This window comes from Streptosporangiales bacterium (assembly GCA_009379825.1).
Taxonomy (GTDB): domain Bacteria; phylum Actinomycetota; class Actinomycetes; order Streptosporangiales; family WHST01; genus WHST01.
Window position 1 is genome coordinate 30,747 of record WHTA01000039.1, and the last position, 18,308, is coordinate 49,054.

Annotated in this window: 16 protein-coding genes and 1 pseudogene; 10 read left to right on the plus strand and 7 right to left on the minus strand. The window is 70.3% G+C overall.

The annotated features are described in order from the left end of the window. Positions 1–21: 21 nt before the first annotated feature. The 4 genes from GEV07_18440 to GEV07_18455 are packed head-to-tail and all read right to left on the minus strand — an operon-like array spanning position 22 to position 5,348. Complete coding sequence (locus GEV07_18440; GenBank protein ID MQA04603.1) at positions 22–1,221, minus strand: 2Fe-2S iron-sulfur cluster binding domain-containing protein; 1,200 nt, start codon at positions 1,219–1,221, stop codon at positions 22–24. Continuing rightward, a complete protein-coding gene (locus GEV07_18445; protein ID MQA04604.1) occupies positions 1,218–2,102 on the minus strand; it encodes a molybdopterin dehydrogenase in 885 nt (294 codons plus the stop codon). The genes GEV07_18440 and GEV07_18445 overlap by 4 nt, the downstream gene beginning before the upstream one ends. 9 nt (positions 2,103–2,111) lie before the next feature. Next, complete coding sequence (locus tag GEV07_18450) at positions 2,112–2,891, minus strand: enoyl-CoA hydratase/isomerase family protein (protein ID MQA04605.1); 780 nt, start codon at positions 2,889–2,891, stop codon at positions 2,112–2,114. 6 nt (positions 2,892–2,897) lie between these two features. Beyond that, on the minus strand, positions 2,898–5,348 hold the full coding sequence (locus GEV07_18455; protein ID MQA04606.1) for a molybdopterin-dependent oxidoreductase: 2,451 nt from the start codon (positions 5,346–5,348) through the stop codon (positions 2,898–2,900). A 71-nt stretch (positions 5,349–5,419) separates the two neighbouring features. Between GEV07_18455 and GEV07_18460 the strand changes: the two genes are divergently transcribed. Together GEV07_18460 and GEV07_18465 are read left to right on the plus strand one after the other, a co-directional pair. Beyond that, the gene (locus GEV07_18460; protein MQA04607.1) at positions 5,420–5,962 is read left to right on the plus strand and encodes a PadR family transcriptional regulator; all 543 of its coding nucleotides are present in this window, start codon (positions 5,420–5,422) and stop codon (positions 5,960–5,962) included. Positions 5,963–6,113: 151 nt separating this feature from the next. Then, complete coding sequence (locus GEV07_18465) at positions 6,114–7,517, plus strand: sodium:solute symporter family protein (GenBank protein MQA04608.1); 1,404 nt, start codon at positions 6,114–6,116, stop codon at positions 7,515–7,517. A gap of 179 nt (positions 7,518–7,696) precedes the next feature. Here GEV07_18465 and GEV07_18470 read toward each other — a convergent pair whose 3' ends face one another. Continuing rightward, positions 7,697–8,527 carry a helix-turn-helix domain-containing protein gene (locus tag GEV07_18470; GenBank protein MQA04609.1) on the minus strand — a complete coding sequence of 277 codons (831 nt, stop codon included), beginning with the start codon at positions 8,525–8,527 and terminating at the stop codon, positions 7,697–7,699. On the opposite strand from GEV07_18470, the gene GEV07_18475 reads away from it, so the two are divergent. The 8 genes and pseudogenes from GEV07_18475 to menC all read left to right on the plus strand — a co-directional run bounded on the left by GEV07_18475 (position 8,526) and on the right by menC (position 16,341). Next, positions 8,526–9,860, plus strand: a complete 1,335-nt coding sequence (locus GEV07_18475) for an FAD-dependent oxidoreductase (protein MQA04610.1) — start codon at positions 8,526–8,528, stop codon at positions 9,858–9,860. The genes GEV07_18470 and GEV07_18475 overlap by 2 nt on opposite strands. A gap of 99 nt (positions 9,861–9,959) precedes the next feature. Then, positions 9,960–11,210, plus strand: a complete 1,251-nt coding sequence (locus GEV07_18480) for a hypothetical protein (protein MQA04611.1) — start codon at positions 9,960–9,962, stop codon at positions 11,208–11,210. A gap of 17 nt (positions 11,211–11,227) precedes the next feature. Next, positions 11,228–11,617: an MmcQ/YjbR family DNA-binding protein gene (locus GEV07_18485; protein MQA04612.1), complete on the plus strand. Its 390-nt coding sequence runs from the start codon at positions 11,228–11,230 to the stop codon at positions 11,615–11,617. A gap of 94 nt (positions 11,618–11,711) precedes the next feature. Continuing rightward, on the plus strand, positions 11,712–12,338 hold the full coding sequence (locus tag GEV07_18490; GenBank protein ID MQA04613.1) for a TetR family transcriptional regulator: 627 nt from the start codon (positions 11,712–11,714) through the stop codon (positions 12,336–12,338). Further along, positions 12,335–13,436 (plus strand): annotated as a pseudogene (locus GEV07_18495) (S58 family peptidase). Before GEV07_18490 ends, GEV07_18495 begins: the two are co-directional and overlap by 4 nt. Positions 13,437–13,549: 113 nt before the next feature. After that, positions 13,550–14,284, plus strand: coding sequence for a creatininase family protein (locus GEV07_18500; GenBank protein ID MQA04614.1), 735 nt, complete (start codon positions 13,550–13,552; stop codon positions 14,282–14,284). Positions 14,285–14,467: 183 nt separating this feature from the next. Continuing rightward, positions 14,468–15,238, plus strand: a complete 771-nt coding sequence (locus tag GEV07_18505) for a chorismate synthase (protein MQA04615.1) — start codon at positions 14,468–14,470, stop codon at positions 15,236–15,238. After that, entirely contained in the window at positions 15,235–16,341 is a 1,107-nt protein-coding gene (gene menC / locus GEV07_18510; GenBank protein MQA04616.1) for an o-succinylbenzoate synthase, read from the plus strand. The genes GEV07_18505 and menC overlap by 4 nt, the downstream gene beginning before the upstream one ends. Here menC and GEV07_18515 read toward each other — a convergent pair. Continuing rightward, positions 16,332–17,591, minus strand: a complete 1,260-nt coding sequence (locus GEV07_18515) for an MFS transporter (protein ID MQA04617.1) — start codon at positions 17,589–17,591, stop codon at positions 16,332–16,334. The two genes, menC and GEV07_18515, sit on opposite strands and share 10 nt — an antisense overlap. A 138-nt stretch (positions 17,592–17,729) precedes the next feature. After that, positions 17,730–18,146, minus strand: coding sequence for a VOC family protein (locus GEV07_18520; GenBank protein MQA04618.1), 417 nt, complete (start codon positions 18,144–18,146; stop codon positions 17,730–17,732). Positions 18,147–18,308 lie beyond the last annotated feature (162 nt).

Consider the following 18,308-nt stretch of genomic DNA (forward strand, 5'->3'; position numbering starts at 1 on the left):
GACTGCATCTGTTCCTGCCGGTCACCGCCGCCGGCGGCGCCTACCGAACAGCGCGCGGATCCGCGCGCTCAAACTACGGCCGAGCAGCCGCAGCGCGCCAGGGGGCTTGACCGTGGCGACCTCGCCCCCGGTCGCCGCCGTCGCGACCGACGCGGCGAACTGCTCGAACAGCTGGCGGCTCACGTCGTCGGCCAGCGACCGCCCGAACTGCGCGATCCGGCCGGCCAGGTAGACGTTCGCGTGCGCGGTGAGCTCGGCGCCCCCGTCGTGGTCCGCCGCGGTGAGCCTGATGTCGGCCTGCACCCGGCCGCCGCCGGCGTCCTCGCCCTGGCCGAGCACACGCAGCTGCCTGGCCGCGGCATCGCGCTCGACGACCTGCGCGACGCCGTTGAACGCCAGCCGCACCGGGCCTAGCGCCACCTTCGCCCGACCGCGGTACCAGCCGTCGCCGAGATCCTCGGTCAGCTCGGCGCCCGGCAGGCAGCGGGCGAGCAGTGCCGTGTCGTCGAGCACCGGCCACAACCGCTGCGGCGCCACCGCAACGACGCTCGACACGGTCGAGACGACCGTGGGTTCGCTGTCCGGCAACGTGATCCGGTCCGGCCGGCCGACGGCCGGCGGCGGCTCGCCGCCACCCGACTCCGCCGGCGTGCTCACCGCGAGCGCCTGCCGGCCGGCGAGCGCAGTCGGCCGGCAGTTGCGGGGCGCCGGCACGCCGTCGCGGTGTGCGGACGCGACGTCGTCCACCGCGTCCACGATGTTGCGGTAACCCGTGCACCGGCACAGCACGCCGGACAGCTCGGTCGGCAGCTGCTCGCGCGTCACCTCTGGGTCGTGGTCGAGCAGGTCGTACGCGCTCATCAGGAAGCCAGGTGTGCAGAAGCCGCACTGCAGCGCGTGGTGCTTGCTGAACGACTCCTGCAGCGGGTGCATGTCATCCGGTCGGCCGAGGCCCTCCACGGTCACCAGCTCGCTGCCGTCGAGCTGGCAGGCGAACAGCAGGCACGACCTGGCCGCCTCCCCGTCGACGAGCACCGTGCACATCCCGCAGACACCGTGCTCGCAGCCGAGGTGCGTGCCGGTCAAGCCCAACCGGTCGCGGAGCACGTCGGCGAGCGTCAGCCGCGCCGGCACCTCGGTGGCGACCTCGGTGCCGTTCACCGTGAAGCGCACCGGCACCAGCTCGTCCGCCGCCGCCCGTACGGTACGCATCTCGCTCATCGCGCCCCCTCTACAGCATCGTGGTACGCGGCGACCAGCCCGCGCGCGACGAGCGTTCGTACCAGCCGCTTGCGGTAGTCGGCGCCGGCGTGGGCGTCGCCCGCCGTGGTGACCATCTCGTCGGCGAGCGGCGCGGCGCGCTCGGTGAGCAGGTTGGTGAGCTCCGCGCGCGACGCGCTGTGCAACAGCTCGACCAGCTCGTCGTCGACGGAGCGGACGACTGGCCGGTCCGCGACGCCGAACCCGGCGACGATGGCCGTGACCTTCCCGTCCGCCACGTGCACCTTGGTGGCGAGACCGGCGAGCGCGAAGTCGCCGTGCCGGCGCGCGATCTCGCCGAACGCGAACCCCTCGCCCGCTGCGGCCACCGGGAAGCGCACGCCCACGAGCACCTCGTCGCGCTGCAGCGCCGTGGTCATGGCGCCGACGAAGAAGTCCCGCGCGGCGACCGTCCTACGGCCAGCGCTGCCGGCGATCTCCACCTGCGCGTCCAGGCAGCACGCGACGGCCGGCAGCTCGGCGGCCGGGTCGGCGTGCGCGAGGCTGCCGCAGACGGTGCCGCGACTGCGCAGCTCGCGGTGCCCGACCCACGGCAACGCCTTGTGCAGCAACGGCACCCGCCTGGTCTCGGCGGCGCGTTCGAGCGTGCGCTGCCGCACCGTAGCGCCGACGGACAACCAGGCACCGTCGAGCCGCAGCTCGTCGAGCCCGGCCACCGCGTTGATGTCGACCAGCGTCGACGGTCGCGCCAACCGCATCGCGAGCACGGGCACCAGTGACTGCCCGCCGGACAGCACCTTGCTGTCCTCGTCCGCCGCGAGCTCGGCACACGCCTCGTCGACGGTGCCTGGACGGACGTACGCGAACGGAGCGCTCTTCATCGCCCGCGCCTACCTGCCGGTGAACTTCGGGGCGCGCTTCTCCCCGAACGCAGCGACACCCTCGGCGAAGTCGTGGCTGGACCTGAGCATGGCGTAGCCCTTGCGCTCCAGCTCGATGCCCGTGTACAGCGGGCCGTCCACGCCCTTGTCGAGCACCTCCTTGGCGGTGCCGAGCGCGAGCGGCGAGAACCCGAGCAGCGTCTGCACGACCTTCTCCGTCGCCTCGTCGAGAGCGGCGCGGTCGGTGGCCAGCTGCGCGACCAGGCCCCAGTCGAGCGCCTGCTGCGCCTTGATCCGCTCCGCGGTGAGCACGTGGTACTTCGCCCGCGACAGTCCGATCAGCCTGGCCAGCCGCTGCGTGCCACCACTGCCCGGCATCATGCCGAGCCGCATCTCGGGCAGCGCGAACTCGCTGCGCTCGGTCGCCAGCCGGATGTCCGCCGACAGCGCCAGCTCGAAGCCGACACCGAAGCAGTACCCGTCGACCGCGGCGATCACCGGCTTGCGGCTGCGCGCGGGCGCGGTGACGTTGTGGCCGAGGTCGGTGAAGTCGATCGGGTCGACCTCCATGAAGCCCTGGATGTCGCCGCCGGACGAGAAGTGCTCACCGTCGCCGCGGATCACCACGACCTGCACGGTGTCATCCCGGTCGATCTCCGCGAAGTGGTCCGCCATCACCTGCCGCGTCTCCCAGGTGATGATGTTGTACTTCCCGTTGTCGATCGTGAGCTCGACGACGCGACCGTCGTGCGTGCGTTCGAGCCTGATCTCGCCACCGGTGAGCGCCATGGTTGGTCAGGGTCCTTCCTGGTCGGGGTCTTCGAGAAGACTGTGCAACACCTCGCCGTGCAACGGCAGGCTGGTGACGTCGACGCCGCGCGGCCGCAGCGCGTCGGCGACGGCGTTCGCGACGGCGACCGGCAGGCTCATGCTGCTGCCCTCGCCGCAACCCTTGGCGCCGAGCTTGGTGACCGGCGACGGGGTCTCGAGGTGGTCGCTGTCGAGCTCGTACGACGCCTCCGCCGACGTCGGGCAGAGGTAGTCCATGAACGTGGACGCCATCGGCTGACCTGAGTCCGCGTACCTGAACTCCTCGTACAACGCGCCACCGAGCCCGTGCGCGAGCGCGCCGTGCACCTGGCCCTCGAGCAGCGCCGGGTGCAGCACGGTGCCCGCGTCGTGCACGGTACTGACCTTCTCCAGCGTGATCTCCAGCGTCGCAGGGTCGATCCGGCAGGCCACCAGCTCGGCGACGAAGCCGTAGCAGAGGCTGGAGTTGATCTGGTCGTCGCGGCTGGCGGCCTTCGCCTGCGGCGGCGTGAACGCGGCCTCCTCGTACAACCGGGCGGACACCCCGTCCGGCAGCGAGCCGGGATCCCAGTGCACGAGGCCGGCGGCGTGCCGCAGCAGCACGCTCTTGTCGTGGTCGCGCGCGTGGCGCACAGCGCCCTCGGCGAGCTCCAGCTCGTCCGGCGGTACGTCGAGCAGCACGCCGGCCGCGAGCTTCAACGTGCCTGCGATCTTGTCCGCCGCGTCCACCAGCGCACTGGTGAGCAGCGGCGCGAACCTGGACGAGTACGAGCCGGAGCTGATCGTCCACGGCGTGGTGGCGGTGTCCATCGCCACCACGGGCCGCACCTGCGCGAGCGGCAACCCGAGCCGGCTCGCAACAACCTGCCTGGCGACGGTCGCGTGCCCCTGGCCCTGCGGCACGGTGCCGAGCAGCACCGACACCACGCCCTGCGGGTCGACGCTGATCCGTACGTGCTCGGTGGAGCCGGACTTCCCGCGGCCTGGCGGCCGTTGCTCCGCCGGCGTGGCGAGACCGACGTACCCGATGTTCGTCGCGGACGGGTCGACCACGAGCGCCATGCCGACACCGAACAGCTCACCGTTGGCCGCGGCCGCCGCGCTGCGCGCGCGCAGCTCGTCGTAGCCGGCGTTCGCGAGCATCAGGTCGAGGGCCTTCTGGTAGTCGCCGGAGTCGTAGACGCCCCCGGTGGGCGTCTGGTACGGGAAGGCGTCCGCGGGCACCAGGTTGCGCCTCCTGGCCTCCGCGGGGTCGAGGCCGGTCGCCTCGGCGACGTCGTCCATCAGCCGTTCCAGGCCGAAGTAGAGCTGCTGGCCACCGAAGCCGCGGTTCAGCCCGGTGGGCGTCTTGTTGGTCACCACTGCCCGCGCGCGGATCTGCACGGCGTCGATGGCGTACGGGCCGGTGATGTTGCCGAAGCACCGGTAGAGCGTGCTCGGCTCCGGCGGCCGCAGGTACGCGCCGACGTTGTCGACCAGGTCTACGCGCAGCGCGCGCACCCGGCCGTCGGTGTCCACCGCGGCGTCGAACCACATCACCCGGTCGGAGCCGGCGGAGCTGGCCAGCAGGTGCTCGATCCGGTCCTCGGTCCACCGCACCGGCCGGCCGGCGTGCTTGCTCGCGAGCGCCATCAGCACCACGTACGGGTACACCGCCGACTTGATGCCGAAGCTGCCGCCGATGTCCTTCGGCACCACCATGCGCAGCCGCGACACCGGGATATCGAGCGCGCCCGCGACGACCGGCACCATGGAGAACGGTCCGTGGAAGTTCGCCCAGGCGTCCACACCTGGGCCGTCGGCGTCGACCTTCCAGTCGGCGATGACGCTGTAGCACTCCATCGGCGTGGACGAGTACCGCGGGAACGAGTACCGGCCGCGCACCACGTGCGCGGCGTCGGCGAACACCCCGTCCACGTCGCCGAAGTCGAAGGTGCGGTCGCTGGCCACGTTGCCGTCCGCTTCGTCGTGCAGCCGCGGCGCGTCGGCGGCCAGCGCGGCGACGGTGTCCACGACGGCCGGCAGCGGCTCGTACTCGACGGTGGCCAGCTCGGCGGCGTCCTCGGCCAGGTAGCGGTCGCTGGCGACCACCACCGCGACCGGCTCGCCGACGAAGCGCACCTTGTCCGTGCCTGTGGGGTAGTACGGCATGGGCGTCTTCACCGACAGCGGGAACGGGCGCAGTGCCGCGCGCACCTCGTCCGGCCCGATAACTGCCGCCACGCCCGGCGCAGCGCGTGCGGCGTCGAGCTGAACGGCGACAATACGTGCATGCGGGTGCGGGCTACGGACGACGGCGGCGTGCAAGCTGCCGGGCAGCGGGTCGAGGTCGTCGAGGAACTCGCCCTGGCCGCAGACCAGCGGACCGTCCTCGATCCGCGCCCCGTCCACACCACCCGGAGGGATCAGCTGGCTCGCCACGGCAGCTCCCCTCATCAGAATCGCACAACACTTTATATCAGATCATCTGTTTCGGATGATCTGCACGTTAGGCTACGGTGCATGACATGTCAACGGTCCGACTGACCTCCACCTCCTACGTCGTCCTCGGCATGGTCGCACTGCGTGGCGCCTCCACGTCGTACGACCTGAAGCGGGCCGTGGGGCACTCGGTCGGCTACTTCTGGCCGTTCCCCCACGCCCAGCTCTACTCCGAACCGAAGCGGCTGGTCGAGGCCGGCCTGCTGGACGTGAGCACCGAGGCGGGCGGTCGCCGGCGGCAGACCTACTCGATCACCGACGAGGGGCTGCGCGAGCTGAAGGAATGGCTGGCCGAGCCGGCCACCGAGCCGATGCAGGTGCGCGACGTGGCCGAGCTGAAGCTCTTCTTCAACGAGCTGGCGGCGGACGCCGACGTACTCAGGCTCGCCGAAGACCAGGTGAAGAAGCACCACGAGCGGATCGCCGTCTACGAGGCGATGCAGGAGCGGTTCGGCGACGACCCGAGCGTCGCCGCGCGCATGGTCACCCTGCGCCTTGGCCTGGAGCTGGAGCGCGCGGCGCTGCGCTTCTGGGAAGAACTCGTCGCCGACCGTGGTTCGGACCAGTGAGGCGTCGCCCCAGCGACGTTTGTTGACAGGACATCCGGCGGATCGTAGTCTGCCGACCTCCGCAACGGATGATCCGAATCAGATCATTTTCGCTCGCTTCGAGCTACTGACATGACGCGCCCGCCGCGGCGGCGTGGAGAGGGTCGTAGGCATGGACTCAGTCTGGGTCGTCTTCGTCATCGCCATCGGGTACCTGGCTGCCCTGGCCGTAATCAGCTTCGTCGTACGAAGAAGCTCACGTACCTCGGCGAGCTACACCACAGGCGGCAAGGCGTTCCCCGCGGTGTTCATCGGCCTGCTGCTTGCGTCGGAGTTCATCGGCACGTCGGCCAGCATGGGCACCGCGCAGGAAGCGTTCAGCGTCGGCATCTCCGCATCCTGGAACCTGGTCTCGCTTGGCGTCGGCTTCATCCTGTTCTCGTTCCTGCTGGCGCGGAAGTTCAAGACGCTCGGTGAGAACACCATCTCGGGCGCGCTCGCCCGCGCCTACGGCGAACGGGTGCGGGTGGCGACCTCGGTGATCATGATCGCCGCGCTGCTGATCGTCACCATCGCGATCTACGCCAGCGGCGGCGCCGTGCTCGCCAGCCTGCTGGAGATCGACCCCGCAGTCGCCGTCGTGGTCACCGGCGCGCTCGCCGCGATCTACGTCGCCGTCGGCGGCATGCGGTCGGTCGTCTACACCAACCTGCTGCACGCCATCGTGATGTTCATCGGCATCGTCATCTCCGCCGTGGTGGCCACCAAGAACGTAGGTGGGTTCGGCGAGCTGCGCGCCAAGCTGCCCGCGGAGATGTTCGACTGGGACGGCGTGGGCTGGGCGCAGATCATGGCCTGGATGATCGCCGGCATCGGCGCCACGTTCGCCACCCAGTACGTCGTGCAGGCGGTCATCTCCGTCGGCGACGAGGGCAAGGCACAGCGCGCCGGGTTCTTCTCCGCCATCATGCTCGTCCCTTACGGCGTACTGGCCGCCCTGGTCGGCATGTGCAGTGCCGTGCTCTACCCGAAGATCGAGTCGATCCAGGCGATGCCCGCGGTCGTCGTGGACATGAACGCCGTCGCCGGCGGGATCGTGATCGCCGGGCTCGCCGCCGCCATGCTGGGCTCGCTGGCCGCACTCATCCTCGGCGCGTCCACGCTTATGCTGAAGGACTTCTACCAGCGCTTCTTCAACCGCGACGGCGACGACAAGAAGAACGTCCGCTTCATCAGGGTCGCCACCATCGTCGCCGGCATGCTGCCGATCCCGCTCGCGTTGTACGCCACCGACGTGCTGACCGTGACGTTCCTCGCGAAGTCGCTGCGGGCCGCGCTCGCGGTGCTCGTGCTGATGATGTTCTACGCGCCGCGGTTCGGCTCGCGCGGTGGCGCGTTCGCCAGCATCATCGCCTCGCTGCTCACCACGATCGCCTGGTTCCTTGCCGGCGACCCGTACGGCATCGACAACGCGTACATCGCCGTGCTGACCCCGTTGGTGATCATGACCATCAGCCACTTCGTCAGCAAGGACCGGGCGAACGACGTCCGGGCGAAGGTCGAAGAGCCCGCGTAGGGCTGCCCTGACAAGCTGCTGGCCGGGACCTGTGCGCACGGTCCCGGCCAGCTGTCACAACTTACCCCGATACGTGTCGGCCGACCGCCCCCAGAGGTGCCCTTGCGTGTCATGCGGTCGATCCGACACCCACAGCCTGCCCGCGGAACCTGAGTCCCACCTGTGAACCACCTGAGGATTCACCGCTGGAACGTGGCCGCCACCGTCGCGGCGCGGTCGCGCAGCGGCCCCACCGCGGCACGCATCGCCTTCTGCGTGAACCTGGTCGACGGGCCCTGCACGCCGAGGATCGCGACCAGCCGGTCGGCGCCGTCGAGCACCGGCACCGCGAGCCCGTTGAGGTCCGCCTCCCGCTCCCGCACCGCGTCCGCCCAGCCGCGCCGCCGCACCTTCGCCACCTCCCGCTCCAGCGCGGAACGGTCGGTGATGGTGCGTTCGGTGTACGCCACCAGCCGCCCGGCCGGCACCCGGCCACCCCAGGCGAGGAACACCTTGCCGACCGCCGTCGCATGCGCGACACTGTTCCGCCCGATCGCGGCCACACTGCGCACGGAGACGTCGCGCTGGGCGTAGTCGATGGTGAGCACGTCGTGCTCGCCAGGTAGCGAGAGCGTCGCCGTCTCACCGGTCAGCTCGGTGAGCTCGTCCAGGTGCGGACGCGCGAGCGTACGCACGTCCAGGTTCGCCCGCACGACGTCGGCGAGCTGCAGTAGCCGGGTGCCGAGCCGGTAGGCCCCGGTGCCCGGCAGCTGCTGCACCAGGCCGGCCTCGGCCAGCGTGGCGAGCAGCCGCGAGACGGTGCTGACGTTGATCCCCGTGCGCCTGCCGAGCTCGTTCGTGCCCAGCTCACCACCGGCTTCGGCGAGGGCGTCGAGCACCGCGGTCGCGCGCTGGACGGCTTCGACCCGGCGAACCGCTGGCTTCCCAGTTCTCGGCAACCTAGACTCGTCTCGATTGAATGGAAATACTATTGCCGACACGGCAATAGTAGCAGGAGTTGAGGTGTCCATGGCTCCCAAAGCAGCGCGTTACGTCATCATCGGCGCCGGCATCCACGGCCTTTCGACGGCGTGGCATCTCGCCCGCCGGCTCGAGGCGACCGGCAAGGGCAACGGCAGCGACGTACTCGTCCTCGACAAGCACGACATCGGCGCGGGGGCGTCCGGCGTCGCCTGCGGAGTGATCCGCAACAACTACTTCCAGCCGGCGATGCGCGAGCTGATGGCGCACTCCGTCGACGTCTGGGAGTCGGACCCCGAGGCGTTCGCGTACCACCCGGTGGGTTACCTGCAGATCGCGCCCGACGCCATGCACGACGACGTCGCGCAGATCTACGCACAGCAACGCGCGATCGGCTACACCTCCGAGCTGGTCGAGGGCGAACGCGACTGCCGAGCGTACCTCGAGGGGATGTTCGCCGACTGGCAGGCGCCCGGTATCTCCGTGGTGCTGCACGAGAAGCGCGGCGGTTACGCGAACAACATGGCCTCGCTGCGTGGCCTGGCCGCGAAGGCGACCGCCGCCGGCGCGACCATCGCGACCGGAGTGCAGGTCACCGGTCTCACCTTCGGCGGCGAGGCGGTGTGCGGCGTCCACACCGCCGCCGGCGAGATCCGCTGCGAGCACCTCGTCGTCGCGGCCGGCCCGTGGGTGCGCGACGTCTGGTCGATGCTCGACCTGCCCGCCAGCATCCCGGTGACCATGCCGGACGGCACCATGCACGACGACGCGCCGATGTGGACGTACTGGGCACTTCAGGAGGGCACGCTCGGTGTGGACCCGAGCACGTTCACCGACAACGGCGGCAACCTGCCCCCTGTCGTGCACGTGGACTCGTCCGAACCGCTCTACGACGACGTCGACGGCACCCTGATCACCGACCAGATGTGGGGCGTCTACTACAAGCCCGACTTCTCCTTCGGCGGCGTTCAGGGCGGCGCCTCGCCGCAGCGCCTCGTGCAGCCGGCCGCGGACGTCGCCGTCGACCCGTACGGCCCGGAGAGCCCGGAGTTCGTCGTCGGCGACGACTTCGTCCGGATGTGGACGTCCGCGCTCGCGCACTGCCACAAGCGGTTCCAGGGCATGCGCCCGGCGTACCTCGACGAGCCGTCGGGGGGCATTGGCGCATTCACCCCGGACAGCTTCCCGGTGTTCGACACGTTCCGGCAGAACGCGTACGTGATCGCCGACTCCAACCACGGCTACAAGATGATCGGCGTGGGCGCCCTCGTCGCCGACGAGCTGCTCGGCACTCCGCAGGCCCTGCTCGAACCGTTCCGGTTCTCCCGCTACGCGACCGGCGAGCTACACCCGACCAGCCACTCGCCGTTCCCCTGGAGCTAGCCCGCACAGCGGACCATTGGCCGGCATCTGGACCAACGTCCCTTCTGCCCACCCGCGGGCGCGCCCAAGGTGAAGCCACCATCGACAAAGGGGTCGGTCATGCGCGTTCGCGGCGTTGTCGTCGTTGCTGCCATGGCGGGCACGTTCTTCTGGCCGACGGCCGCCGACGCGGCCGTCATCACCTGTGACGGCCGGCGCGCGACGATCGTCGGCACCAGCCAGGACGAGGTCATCACCGGCACGCCACGCAGCGACGTGATCGCCGCGCGGGGCGGCAGCGACACGGTGTACGGCCGCGGCGGCAACGACCGCATCTGCGGCGGTTACGGCGCCGACCGGCTGAACGGCGGCCCCGACGACGACCGGCTGAACGGCGGGATGGATCGGATCTCCGAGACCGACGAGGAGACCAGCAGGACCGGCGACACGCTACGCGGAGGCAGCGGCTCCGACCGGCTGGTGCCAGGCCGCGACACCCGACCTGCGGACGACATCGGCTTCGACGCCATCGTCTGGGACACCTCGCCGCGCAAGGTCCGTATCGACATGGCCGCCGGCATCGCGACCGGCAACGGGCGCGACTCGTTCGACTCGCGCGCAGCGTGGGTGATCGGCTCCCCGTTCGGCGACACCATCGAGGGCAGCAACGGCCGCGACCGGATCGACGGCGACCGGGGGTCCGACGTCATCAGCGGCCGGCGCGGCAACGACCGCATCGTCACCGACCGCGGCACCGGCGAGACCGGCGGCAGGGATGTCGTGTCGGGCGGCCGCGACGACGACCAGATCACGTCCGGCGCCGGCCGTGACTACGTGCACGGCGGTCGCGGCGACGACGTCATCGACGACTTCGGCCGCAGCTCGGACCGGCTGTACGGCGGCAAAGGACGCGACTTCCTCATCGGCCAGCTGTGGACGGGCGAAAAACCGCAGGTGCTCTGGGGCGGCCCGGGCGTGGACCGGGTGAGCCTCTTCACCACGGCGCTCAACCCGGCGGCGTCGGCGTCGGAGGGCACCTGGAACATAGCGTCGGGCAGGCTCGTCTTCGAGCTCGACCAACCGGTCGTCGCGACCGTGGGCAGCTTCCGCGACGCCGACCTGTCGTCGTACGGCACCACGTGGGTGGTCAGGGGCACCGACCACGCCGACAACCTCAACGCGGCGGGGACCGCGGGCACCACGTTCCGTACACTCGGCGGCGACGACAGCTTCTTCGGCTCCGCCTCCGACGACGTGTTCGACGGCGGCCCCGGCACCGACCACTCCCTCGGCATGGGCGTCGGCGACGACACGTGCATCAGCGTCGAACAGGACGACCAACCCGCCGACTGCGAGACGGTGCTCCCCTGAGCGCCTAGGCTGACCGCATGGCTACCTGGGACGACGTACGCGACATCGTGGCCAAGCTGCCGGAGACGACCGAGTCGGTCACCTACGGCGACGCGCTGTGCTGGCGGGTGCGGAAGAAGGGCTTCGTCTGGGAACGCCCGCTGCGCCGCAAGGACCTGGAGGCACTCGGCGACGCCTCACCCACTGGGCAGATCCTCGGCGCCTACGTGCCCGACCTCGGCGCGAAGGAAGCCCTCCTCGCCGACGAACCCGGCGTCTTCACGACGCCGCACTTCGACGACTACCCGGTCATCCTCATCCGGCTGGACGAGATCGCCGTGCCAGAGCTGCAGGAGATCGTCGTCGAGGCGTGGCTCGACCAGGCCCCGAAGCGGCTCACCCAGAGCTACCTGTCGTCGCGACCGTAGAAGTATTCTTTGGCGCTAACGTCAAACCTCGCTCGTGCGTCGTCATCAATAGTCGTAGGCCATCGGCTTGACGTCTTGGCGTAGCTGCCAGAGAATGCTGCCGATGGCTCGCCAAGTTCAGCGATCTGTGCGGCGTGAGCAGCTTGTCGCTGCTGCCGCGCGTGCGATCGGCAACCGTGGACTGGCCGGGCTGCGCGTCGCCGACGTGGCCGAGCAGGCCGGCGTCGTCCGCGGTTCGGTGCACTACTACTTCCCCGACCTCTCCGACCTGCTGCACGAGGTGTACCAGCAGTCAGTCGAACGGTTCTGCACCGCGAGGATGCAGCGGGCGACGGAGCTCGACGACGCCCGCGAGAAGCTCGTGACCACCGCCCGCGCCGGCATACCGTGGAGCGCCGACGACGAGCTCGTCAACGTGCTGTACGAGTTCACGACCGCGGTACGCGAGGACCCCACATACGCCGTCATCCACGAGGCGCTGTTCGACCGGCAGGTCACGATGTACGCGGCGATCCTGGAAGTGGGCAAGGCACAGGGCCACTTCCGGCCGACCGCCCCGCCGCTCGACATCGGCGCGAACCTGGTGTCGCTGGAGAACGGCTACGGCCTGCACATCCTTGGCGGCCCCAACGTGATGGCGCCGCAGCGCGCGTTCGAGCTGATCCTCTCCTACGCCCGCGATGCCACCGGCTGCTCCGACCTCACGGCCACCGCGACATGAGTGCGCGCGACCTCGGCGTGCCGTTCCAAGGGCGGACGGGGACCTGGAACGCGATCACCGACGTCCCCGGGGGTCCTGGTCGGCTACCGGACACTGGTCTCGGGCTCCGGCCCGCTGGTGACCGGTGAGGGCCCGGTCCGTACGGGGGTCACGGCGATCCTGCCCCGCGGCAGGGACGGCGTGGGAACCCCGTGTGCCGCCGGCTGGTACTCGCTCAACGGCAACGGGGAGATGACCGGCACGACCTGGATCGAGGAGACCGGCGCACTCACCCTCCCGGTGACGATCACCAACACGCACGCGGTCGGCCCGGTGCACAGCGGCGTCCTGCAGTGGGTGCACCGCGAGCACCCGCAGCTCGCCAGGGAGTGGCTGCTCCCGGTCGTAGCCGAGACCTGGGACGGCTACCTGAACGACATCAACGGCGGTCACGTACTGCCCGGTCACGCCGCGGCAGCCATCGACGCGGCCGACACCGGTCCGGTCGCGGAAGGCTCGGTCGGCGGTGGCACCGGCATGAACTGCTACGGCTTCAAGGGCGGCAGCGGCACGTCGTCGCGGGTGGTGGCGTACGGCAGCGACACCTACACCGTCGCCGCGTTCGTCCAGGCGAACTTCGGCTCCCGCGCAGAGCTGACCGTCGCGGGTATCCCCGTCGGCCGCGAGCTGCGCGACGACGACCCGCTCGACGCGCCAGGCGCCGGCTCGGTGATCGTGGTCGTCGCGACGGACGCCCCGCTGCTACCGAACCAGTGCAAGGCGCTTGCCCGTCGGGTGCCGTTGGGAATCGCCCGCACCGGCACGTCCGGCGGGCACTTCTCCGGCGACATCTTCCTCGCGTTCTCCACCGCCAACACCGGCGCGTTGACGAGCACGATGGCGGGCACGACGGACGACTACCAACGCCTCACCTTCGTCCCGTGGGGCAACATCGACCCGTTCTACGCCGCGACGGTGCAAGCCGTCGAGGAGGCGGTCGTCAACGCGCTGGTGGCGGCGACCGAGATGGTCGGCCGCGACCACCATCGCTCGCCCGCCCTGCCGCACGACGTTCTCGTGTCGATGCTGCGCGACCACAACCGCCTCCGCGGCGACTGACGGGTTTCCCAACCGACCCACCGGCGATAGCCTGCAAGCGTCCGCGGAGGCGAGCGCAAGTGGAGTGTGTTGCCGTGAGTGAGCTGTCGAGCCGGGCGCCCCGGCTGAACGAGATGTCGTGGCCGAAGGTACGGGAGGCGCTCGACAACGGCGTCCGCACCGCGATCTTCGCCGTCGGTTCGACCGAACAGCACGGCCCGCACCTGCCCCTACAGACGGACGCCCTGCTCGGCGAGGCGCTCGTCGCCGAGCTCACCCCGCGCCTGCCGAACACGGTGATGGCACCGACGATCCCGCTCGGTGTATCGACGCACCACATGGCGTTCCCCGGCACCCTCACCCTGGACACCCCGACCTTCCTGAGCGTCGTCGAGCAGTGCGTCGCGAGCCTTGCCGAGCACGGTTTCACGACGGTACTCGTGGTGCCGAGCCACGGCGGGAACTTCGCGCCACTGCGGGAGCTGTACGAACGCACCGGCGGCACGATCGGTGGCGCACGGTTCCTGCCGTACACCGACCTGTTGGCGTTCATCCGGGCGATGGAGGCGGTCAGCGCCGAGGAGGGGATCGCGCCAGAGGTGAGCGGCGCGCATGCCGGCGAGTCGGAGACGTCGCTTGTGCTCGCGCTGCGTCCCGACCTGGTGGACATGGACGCCGCCGTCGCCGGTTTCGACAAGCAGCTCGACGACGCCACCGCGAAATACCTGTTCGAGCACGGCACCGCCGCGCTCACCGACGTCGGCGTACTCGGCGACGCCCGGGCGGCCGACGCGGAGCGTGGACACCGCTACCTGAAAGCCGTCGTCGACCTGCTCTACGACTACTTCGAGCCCGCGCTCCGCGGCTGACCCCATCGCTGCGCAACGAGCAGCCATCGATGCAGCGAACCACCCCCCCCCCCGCGAGCCCGATCCTCCCTCCCGCTGACGTATCCGCGGTGGCGTGGCAGCGATACTGGACGAGTGCCTGAACCGACATCCGCGCTCGACGATGCCCGCCGTCGCGCCTCGGTGGCCGCGGCCGGCGCCGACGTGCAGGTCGAGCGGGTCGAGGAACCTGCCCGCCTCGCTGCCGCCGTCGAGCTGCTCGCCGAGATCTGGGCGACGCCGCCCGGCTGTCCACCACTTCCTGCAGACGTGCTGCGCAGCCTGGGACACGGCGGCGGCGCCGTACACGTGGCGTTCCGTGCCGGCACACCGATCGGCGCGGCCGCGGCGTTCTTCGGGCCGCCGGCGGCGCGGAGCGTCTACTCGCTGATCGCCGGTGCGCACAGCAGCGACCGCGGCATCGGCGTCGCGCTCAAACAGGCGCAACGCGTATGGGCCCTGCAGCACGACGCCACCGTGATGCTGTGGACGTTCGACCCGCTCGTCAGCCGCAACGCGCGCTTCAACCTGGTCAAGCTGGGGGCGATGGCGCGCGAGTACTCCGTCGACTTCTACGGTCCGCTCGACGACGGCCTCAACAGCGAGGACGAGACCGACCGGCTCACCGCCGAGTGGACGCTCACCGACGTCCGGCCGCAGCAACCCACGGACACTCCCGCACCGCCCGACCCTGCCACCGCCGACGTGACCGCCACCGCACCTGACGGTGGCCCGTTGGCGATCCGGGTGCCCGACGCGCTCTGGTGCCGCGTGCCGCACGACATCGTGGCGCTGCGCCAAGACGACCCTGGCGCTGCCGCCGGCTGGCGCGCCGCCGTGCGCGACGTGTTCGTCCCCGCCTTCGCGGCCGGTTTCCGCGCGACCGGCATGACCCGCGACGGCTGGTACCACCTCACGACGGAGGAGGCCGGGTGAAGATCGAGCACGTCGAGCTGGTCGAGGTGAGCCTGCCGCTTGTCGGCGAGTTCCGCACCTCCAACCAGGCGGTCTCGTGGCGCGACACGTTCCTGCTGCGCGTCGACACGAACGCCGGCACCGGCTGGGCCGAGTTCGCCGGCGACCCCGACCCGTCCTACAGCGAAGAGTTCGCGGCCGGCGCCGAGATCGCCATCAGGGACCACATGCTGCCCCTGCTGACCGGCGTCGACGACCTCACCGCCGGGCGCGTGGGCACTCTGCTCCATCCGATCAAGGGCAACGTCATGGCGAAGGCCGTGGTGGAGACCGCACTGCTGGACACGGAGCTGCGGGCGCACGACATGTCGTTCGCGAACTACCTCGGCGCGGTGCGCGAGCGGGTGCCCGCAGGCGTGTCGGTGGGCATCATGGACTCGATACCCCAGTTGCTGGACGCCGTCGCCGGCTACCTCGCCGAGGGCTACGTACGGATCAAGCTCAAGGTGCAGCCGGGCTGGGACATCGAGCCGGTGCGCGCCGTACGAACGGAGTTCGGTGCCGACCTCACGTTGCAGGTGGACGCGAACACCGCGTACGCGCTGCACGACGCCGAGCACCTGCGCCGGCTGGACGAGTTCGACCTGCTGCTGATCGAGCAACCACTCGCCGAGGACGACCTGCGCGGGCACGCCGAGCTGGCCAGGGTGCTGCGCACGCCGATCTGCCTGGACGAGGCGATCACCTCCGCCCGCGACGCCGCGACGGCGATCGCCATGCACGCGTGCCGCGTCATAAACATCAAGCCGGGGCGGGTCGGCGGCTACCTGGAGGCCAGGCGGATCCACGACGTCGCTGCGGCGAACGGCATACCCGTCTGGTGCGGCGGCATGCTCGAGTCCGGCGTCGGCCGCGCACCGAACCTCGCGCTCGCCGCGCTCCCCGGCTTCGTCCTGCCCGGCGACACGTCCGCGTCGAGCCGCTACTACGCCGAGGACCTCACCGAGCCGTTCGTACTCGACGACGGCGCGATCGACGTGCCGCAGGGCGCCGGCACCGGCGTGACCATCCGGCCGGACGTGCTCCGCGACGTCACCGTTGCCAGGCGCGACCTCTACACGTAGCGCTTCCGCTTCCGCACGACGGAGATGCCGAGTGCGCCGGCGAGGTTGGTCGCGGCGATGAGCGCGAGCAGCAGGGCAGGCCCCCACACCTGGTTGTCGGAGAAGCCGAGGAACACCTGCGCGATGGCGGGCACGAAGCCACCGACGATGCCCGCGATGTTGTACGACAGCGCGACCGCCGAGTACCTGACCTCACTGGGGAACAACTCGGCCAGCATCGCACCCGTCGGGGCGTACGGAATGCTCAGCGCGGCGATGCCGACGGTGACGCCGACGATCACGAGCGCCGCGCTGCTGGTGCCGATCAGCAGGAAGATCGGGAACGCCAGCACCAGCGTCACCGCAGAACCGAACGCGCTCACCTTCCACGCGCCCCACCTGTTCGCCAACCGACCGAAGTACATGATGATGGCGATCTCGGCCACCGCACCGAGCTGCGTGGCCAACAGCATCGTCGATCTGGACAGGCCGAGTGTCTCGGTGCCGTAGCTGAGGATGAAGGTCGTCAGCAGGAAGAAGCCGCCGATGCCCAGGAGCGAACCCGCCGCGCACAGCACCATCCGGCCGGGCGAGAACCGCAGTGCGGTGAACAGCGGTACCCGTTGCGCCCGCTCCTCCTCGAGCATCTGCTTGAACAGCGGCGACTCCTCGATCCGCACCCGCAGGTAGACCGCCACGCCGAGCAACACGAAAGCGAACACGAACGGCAGCCGCCAACCCCAGCTGAGCAGCGCGTCCTCGGGCAGCTGCGTGACGGCGATGAAGGCACCGCTCGACACCAGCGTGCCGAGCGGGGAACCGAGCTGTGGGATGGACGCGTAGAACGGCCGCTTGTCCGCCGGCGCGTACTCCAACGCCAGCAGCACTGCGCCGCTCCACTCGCCGCCGACCGAGAAGCCCTGGGCGAACCTGAGCAGGCTCAACGCGATCGGCGCGGCGATGCCTACGGACTCGTACACCGGGAGCAAGCCGATGAGCCCCGTGGCCAGGCCCATGACGAGCACCGTGACCATGAGCGCCAGCCGCCGGCCATGCCGGTCCCCCAGGTGCCCGAACGCGATCGCGCCGATCGGCCGCGCCACGAAACCGACGGCGAAACTGAGGAATGCCACGAGGATGCCGACACCGGGTGCGAAACCGGGGAAGAACAGCGTCTCGAATACCAGCGCGGCAGCGGTGCCGTAGAGGAAGTAGTCGTACCACTCCAGGGCGGTGCCGATCAGCGAGGCGCCGGCGACGCGACGGACCATCTCCGGCGGTATGTCCGCCTGCCTACTGACGGTTCCGTCGTCATGCTCGCTCCCTATCGGCCGCAAAGGTCATCACCCTAGTAGCGCGACGGCCGCGGGAGAACGGTCCGACACTGCGTGACTGCAGCGCCGTGGCCGTCAACCGTTCCGAGCTTTGAGAACCGCCAGGTAGTGCGGGTTGTACATGACGCCGAGCACGTTCCCGAACGGGTCGACCACCGACGCGGTCGCGAACCCGGCTTCGCGCTCGGTGAGCGGCTCGTGCACGGTCGCGCCCATCTCCTCCAGCCGCGCCAGGGCCGCGGGCAGGTCGTCGACGTGCCAGAACATCACCGCCCCGCCGGGCGCGGACATCGGCGCCCCTGGCGCGTACCTGCGGTCGATGATGCCGAGCTCGTCCTCGTCGTCCCCGACCCGGAACTCGACGTACGCCGGCTGCTGCGGCGGGTGCGGGAACGCGTAGTACGGCTCCACCCCGAGCAGCTCGGTGTACCACTGCCGGGCCGCAGCAAGGTCGTCGGCGTAGAAGCTGAGGGTGGCGAATCCGCGAAGCATGACGGCTCCTCCGTACGTGGTCGTCGGGAACACCCCCAGCATGCCTCCGAGAAGTGCTCACCCTCCGACCACTTTGTCGGCCCGCTCATCACCCCCAGTACACTTGCGGGTGCGCCACCTTAGCTCAGTCGGCAGAGCGATTCACTCGTAATGAATAGGTCG